Source organism: Pseudoflavonifractor sp. An85 (assembly GCF_002161235.1).
Lineage (GTDB): Bacteria > Bacillota > Clostridia > Oscillospirales > Oscillospiraceae > Enterenecus.
Genome location: NZ_NFHE01000058.1, coordinates 1 through 5,304 on the forward strand (window position 1 = coordinate 1; position 5,304 = coordinate 5,304).

Below are 5,304 nucleotides of genomic sequence, written 5' to 3' on the forward strand. Positions count from 1 at the left end.
CCCACCGGCAGGGAACTGCCCTCCACCACCCCCACACCAGCGGTGAGGGTGGTGGACTGAGTTCCGTAGTACACGGGGAGAATCACGTCGATGGCGGGAATCTCCAACGTGGCCAGCATACCGCCTCCGGTGGGGTCCAGGGCGGTGAGAATGTCATTGTCTGGGGTTGGGGCACCGGAGACAGAGAATCCGGCAATGGAACAGCTCTGCTCCAGCAGATCCCGGTTGTAGGCTTGGGCCAGCTCCAGGGCTTGTTGGGTAGCCTGGTTGTCCAGCACCTCCACCGCCGTCTCATATTCTGTAATGACCTGGGAGCGTGTTTGCCCCGAAAGCCAGTTGCTGGCCATGGGGTAGAGCATCATCCCCACAGCCAGCACACAGCCCAGCCCCAACAAAAGAGGCGCTTTACTTCTTTTCATCCAGCTCACCCTTCCGCTTCCAGTAGCGAAGGGCGATACACCCGGTGAGCATCCCGCTGGCCAGCACGATGCCCACCACAGTGGTCACCATGGTGCCTTGGCCGCCGGTCTCGGGCAGATCAAAGCCACGGGTGTTGAGGACGGTCAGGGGAACCAGGGCATTGCCGCTGTCCCCCATGGCCTCCATGGTGGCGGAATAGCCGTCCACAGTGGCGGTGGCGGTGAGGGAGCCCACCTGCACACCGGGTGTGTACTTGGTGCCAATGTCCACGGTGATCACATCCTCCAGCAGGGTGTAGCCAGCATCGGTCTGGGTCTCAGTAAGTTGGTAGGTGTCCTCCTCCACACCATACAGATACAGGTGGCCGGTCTCATCGGGGGTCATGCGGGTGGCCTCGTCCACGTTGGTGGTGGTTCCGGTGGCGTAGTACACACCCTTGGCAGGGTTGGCCTCTGCCACCACATAGTAGTTTCCGGTGGCGTTGGTCACATTCTTGGCAATGAACTGGACGGCATCAAAGTTGGTGCCTCCGGCGGAGAACTTCTTGGTGAGGTGGATGCCATAGCTGTATACCTTGGCTTCGTCGGTGAGGGTGTCGATATAGTCCTGGCTGGTGCGCTCCCAGGTGAGGGTGACGGTATTGGGATTGCCCTCGTCACCCAGGATCATGTCCTCGGTGCTGTTGATCTTGGCAGTGTAGTACACCACACAGGTCCAGTCGGAGTAGCGGCCTTCCTGTTGGCTGTTGTCCACGGGGGTATTAATGCGTTCCAGACCAGCCTCGTTGAACTGAAGGGTCATCATGGTAGAGCCATCGCTGCCGTCCGCATAGGACACATCGAAGTAGGTGCCATGCCCATGCTCGTCACACTCCCAGATTTCCACGGCATTGGTGCCGTTGGTGGCCGGGGTGTTAGGAGTGGCAACGGTGTAGTCCTTCTGGGCCGCCTCATAGCTCTCATACCAGCACACAATCACGTCGTTCTGGTTGTACTCCAGGCCGGGAGAGAGAATATCCTCGAAGCGGTACTGGGTGAGCTGGGTGGCGTTGGAGGTGATGGTGGGCAAGGTGGACAGGTAGCGGTAGCCCATCACGTCCCCGGTGCTGCCGGTGGCCACATCCCGGTAGCCCAGCCCGTCGATGTCGCCGGAGAAGCTGATGCCGTGGGCCAGGTCTGCCACCTCTTTCTCCAGGGTGGGGTTCCCGGTCTGGTTTTTGGGGTAGACAGTCACATCATAGAACCATCCATCCCCGGTCTCAGTGTCCGTCATGGGCAGGGACACCAGGAAGGGGTTGACGGTGGAGGTGACATTCTCCGGCACCTCAGTCTCCACCACCAGGTACAGGCCCAGGTCCAGGCCGTCCACGGAAGTGGTGCCCGTGATGTCATCGGTGAGAGGCATGGCAGTGCCGCTCTGGTTGGCCTCCGCCTCTAGCGCATCCTTGGTGGCTCGGCGGTTGGCAGTGAGCTGTTCCTCCAAAGCGTCAATTAGGGTATCGGAGGTATACCAGGGGATGCCATCCTCGGTTTTCACCACGTCCTCCGAAGTGAGACCCAGCGTGTCCCGCACGTCCTCGTTGTCCACCCCGTAGATGACCTGGACGGTGGCATTGGCGGCATCCTGATCCGAGTACATATCAATGCCGCCCAGGCGCAGGTAGGTAAACTCCACACCGCCCAGGGTGTAGTCCTGGAGCATGGTCTCTGCCTCGTGGTTTTCCTTGCCGGTGGACACCAGCCCACCGGTGCTTACCCCGGCCTGAGTGGCGGCGGTGAGGTCATACTTGGTGACGGTGAGACTGGCAGTGCGTCCGTAGTCGATGGTGGCATCCTGGGGGGTATAGGCCAGGGCGGTTCCGGACAGGCCAAGGGCGGCACACAGGGCCAGCCCCATGGCGGTAAAGCGATGTATCTTCTGTTTCATGATCGATTGTCCTCCTTAATGTTCAGTTTGATGTTTTTTATGCATAGCCAGCCCAGTGACACACAGGCAGGCCAGTGCCAATCCGGCACTCATCAGCCAGATGGCATAGCCTCCTGTGGCAGGCAGGCGATACACCAGGGTGTTGCGCAAGTCGTAGGTGAGATGGCAATAGTAGTTGGTGCCGTTGCTGTAGTACACCTCATCACTGGTGGTGTCCTTGGCACCGGCTACCCCATAGGGCAGGGTGATGGTGATGGGCTGGGGCAGAAGCTGATAACCTTCCTCTGTCTGGATTTCCCGCAGGGTGTAAGTGCCAAAGGGGATGTTCACCAACTCCACCCGGCCTTCCTCATCGGTGATAAGGGTGTCGGTACCTTGCCCAGGGACAAACTGGCCGCCCTGCACCACCAGAGCGGCATAGCGTCCATCCTCCTGCTGGCTCCAGGTCACCACGTTTCCCTGGTTATCCAGCAGTTGGAGCTTCACCCCAGACAGGTCCTGGTCTCCCTGACCGGGCTTGTGAATGGTGAGCATCCCCAAGGGCTGGGTGCGCAGCTGCAAATAAAAAACCACCGGGTCTTGGACTCCGGTGGCTAAGGTCTGGCCCACGCCGTTGGACCAGATGAGCAGGGCTCCTGTATTTTGGGGGACATTCTTTCGCACGGTCAGGGTAACGGGATCGGTGATCTCCTGGGTGGTGGAGAAGGTGTAGGTGTTTCCCTGACGGGAGACGGTAATCCCGCTGGTGGAGGGGAAGGTGATGTCACAGCCGGTGTTGTTGGTATCTGTGAGGGTCACTGTGTATTTACCGCTGATGGCATCATACTGCATGGTATGGGTGGTCACGCTCCCGGCATCAGTGGATGCAAAACTGGGAACGGTGCGGTGCTGGGCCATTTGCGCCAGAATCCAGTCATAGCAGTTCTTGGCCGGATGTCCCTCAATCCACTTCACATAGTTGTCTGCCTCGATGGTCTTGCCCCCATAGGATAGATCGGAAATGGATGTAGGGCTGGTGCGGATGCCGCTCTGGGCCTCCCAGATGATGATCTGGGTGGCAAAAGCAAAGTCGTCCACGTTGAAGGCACATCCCACCTCACTTTCGGTGGGCATATAGCTGGGGTTTTCCGGGTTGTAGCCGTAGAGCATGGCCAGCATGATACCTTCACGGGCTGTGGGGGAGAGCAACTTGAGGTAGTCTGATGTACCAGCTTCTCCAGAGGTGTAGTCACCTCCGTCAAAGGCTTTGCCGGACTCGATGCAGTAGGCCAGGGTGTCTCCCACATAGTACTTGTTGTTGGTATAGCTGCTGGTTTGGGTTGCCGTCATAATCTTTTTACTGCCGTCAGTGTAATAACGCATGAAACTGAATTTTAACAGAGCGTACTTATGGCCGGTGATGGAGGTGTAGGGCTCTCCCTCCCAGGTGTTGACCACCTCACCGGGAGACCAGGCCGACATGGTGGCCAGCAGGGGCATTTCTTCCTCTGCTGATGGTTGATCGATGGGCTGCGTGGATGGCTCCGTTGTCTCAGCTGTTACGGCTTCGGTAGGCTGAGGGTCCGGAGGTGCCGCTGCCCCAGGCAGTACCCCGAGACACAGGGCACCGCAAAGAGCTGCGGCGAGAATGCGTTGAATGATTTTCACTTGTCTCACGTCCTTTCTGAGTTAAAATGATCTGTCTCGCCTTCTAACATTAGAATGACATCTCCGTATCTGGCCAGAAGCAGAGCGCAAATAATCAAGTGGAACGCCTCATCTGTGACCAGTTCGGGAGATGCGAGATCAGCAAACGTAATGTTGCAGGTGCCCGTAGAGATGGACTTTGCGGCTTGGTAGACACTGTACAGCTCCGGTTGAATCCCGGCCAGTTGGATGGAAGAAAAATCAAAGCTATCATCTTCCATATTCCATACGACCCTGTGCCAGATGTCATCGTAGGCTGTGAAAAGAAATAGCGCAGCTTGGTTGCGTTTAGAGATTTTGGCGTGTCGGTTACGCCAGTGCAGCCACCGTCTCCAATGAGCATGATTTCGGAAAAAGAGAGTGCAGGGTTGATGGAAGTGCAGATGTAACCGGTCCAGAAACAATGGATCGCATTCTGTGAAGAAACGCTCTTGCAAGAAATGCCGCAGATGCAGGACACCGGCCTCAATGCGTTCTTCCAAACAAATACATTGGGTCAGCCGACAGGAATGTCCGGGAGAATACTTGGTACAGTAAATGCAATCCACATCTTCGGCACGATATCGAAAGCCTTTGTGGAATGTTTGGTGGCTTCTGGACTTGCAGTAGGGCGGGGTCATCATCTGCTCCTCGAATTGACGAAGGGGAGTGTCCCGCATGAAGTAGTATGGCATGGGCTATGCCCTCCTTTCGGTGAAATAAAAAAAGCGCCGGAGTCTTACTTAAAACTCCGACGCGATATTACATAGTCTGCTGTTGAATGTAGGGTTCTGTGATTGGATGCTCCTGCGCTCTGGTGTGATTTACAACATCTGGTATGCCACTTTCAATCTGCTCTTGGATGTCGCGAATACACGCTTCCTGTTGTGGGGTCAGGTTCAGGTCAGCATCCAGGGTGACAGTGCAGCATCGGAAGACCTCCGTGAGCTGCTCCTGGCTGAAAACTTGGTGTTGGGGGATTAAACCGGAGCGGATGGCGAAGTCCTGCTTGGCAGCTAGGTAGTTTTCTTGAAAGTAGTGGCCGTAGTTGAGACCTGTCCAGCGGAAGTCCCGGTCCCAGGTCACAAAGTGAATGCCGAATTTGGTCTGGTGTCCAGCCAGCACAGTCCCTTTGAAGTCGGCCAGCACTCGAAAGTCTCCAGTCAGTCCCTGGGCCCTCAAGGGGGGAGCCTGCTCCAGCAGGGTAGTGTATTCCCGCACCATACAGGCCAGATCTGCGGCTCTTTGACAGGCTTGTTCCCGTTCCAAATTTGCCACATTCTCCTGCCAGTA

At 56.9% G+C, this 5,304-nt stretch carries 3 protein-coding genes and 2 pseudogenes; all 5 read right to left on the minus strand.

Going from position 1 to position 5,304, the window contains the following annotated elements; genetic code table 11:
- A pseudogene (locus tag B5G37_RS13945) lies at positions 1-419 on the minus strand (hypothetical protein); the annotation flags it as partial.
- Positions 406-2,346 carry a SpaH/EbpB family LPXTG-anchored major pilin gene (locus tag B5G37_RS13950; protein ID WP_087258830.1) on the minus strand — a complete coding sequence of 647 codons (1,941 nt, stop codon included), beginning with the start codon at positions 2,344-2,346 and terminating at the stop codon, positions 406-408. The pseudogene B5G37_RS13945 and the gene B5G37_RS13950, both read right to left, overlap by 14 nt.
- A 15-nt stretch (positions 2,347-2,361) precedes the next feature.
- On the minus strand, positions 2,362-3,993 hold the full coding sequence (locus B5G37_RS13955; RefSeq protein ID WP_143482979.1) for a SpaA isopeptide-forming pilin-related protein: 1,632 nt from the start codon (positions 3,991-3,993) through the stop codon (positions 2,362-2,364).
- Positions 3,994-3,998: 5 nt separating this feature from the next.
- Entirely contained in the window at positions 3,999-4,706 is a 708-nt protein-coding gene (locus tag B5G37_RS13960) for a hypothetical protein (protein WP_087258834.1), read from the minus strand.
- Positions 4,707-4,773: 67 nt separating this feature from the next.
- Positions 4,774-5,304: pseudogene (locus B5G37_RS13965) on the minus strand (hypothetical protein); the annotation flags it as partial.

Excerpts from the sequence above, each read along its gene's own strand:
- B5G37_RS13960 (WP_087258834.1), bottom strand. The coding sequence starts at position 4,706 with ATGCCATACTACTTCATGCGGGACACTCCCCTTCGTCAATTCGAGGAG.
- B5G37_RS13950 (WP_087258830.1), bottom strand. The coding sequence starts at position 2,346 with ATGAAACAGAAGATACATCGCTTTACCGCCATGGGGCTGGCCCTGTGT.